This is a genomic window from Brevibacillus sp. SIMBA_040, assembly GCF_046535075.1.
Lineage (GTDB): Bacteria > Bacillota > Bacilli > Brevibacillales > Brevibacillaceae > Brevibacillus.
Map to the genome: position 1 here is coordinate 1 of NZ_JAWRXI010000080.1, position 366 is coordinate 366.

General features: G+C 61.7%; 1 protein-coding gene. It reads left to right on the plus strand.

The window, feature by feature from the left end; translation table 11 throughout:
• Nucleotides 1–61: 61 nt before the first annotated feature.
• Nucleotides 62–366: glycoside hydrolase domain-containing protein (locus SB752_RS32045; RefSeq protein WP_410719447.1), on the plus strand; the 305-nt coding region annotated here is incomplete at its 3' end.

Sequence of the window (366 nt, forward strand, 5' to 3'; positions counted from 1 at the left end):
CTACTTCAGTAACAGCCGCGGTCAGAGCGACGGACAGCGAGCGGCGACGCAAGCGGCGGCATTGAGTGCACCGTCCAAGACGGCGTTGTACTTCGCAGTCGACTATGACGCCAGCAGCGCCGACATCAACGGCTGCATCACCGATTACTTCAACGGCGTCGCACAAGGGCTAGCCACAGCCGAAACGGATAACGGCTGTCCACCCTACGCGATTGGCGCTTACGGTTCGGGCAGCACATGCCTCGCACTTGCGCAAGCCGGTCTCGTCCAATACACATGGCTCGCACAGTCGCGGGGTTGGTCCGGGTACGATCCGAATCACCTCTGGTCGATTGTTCAGGGCATGCCGTCGACTGTCGGCGCCCT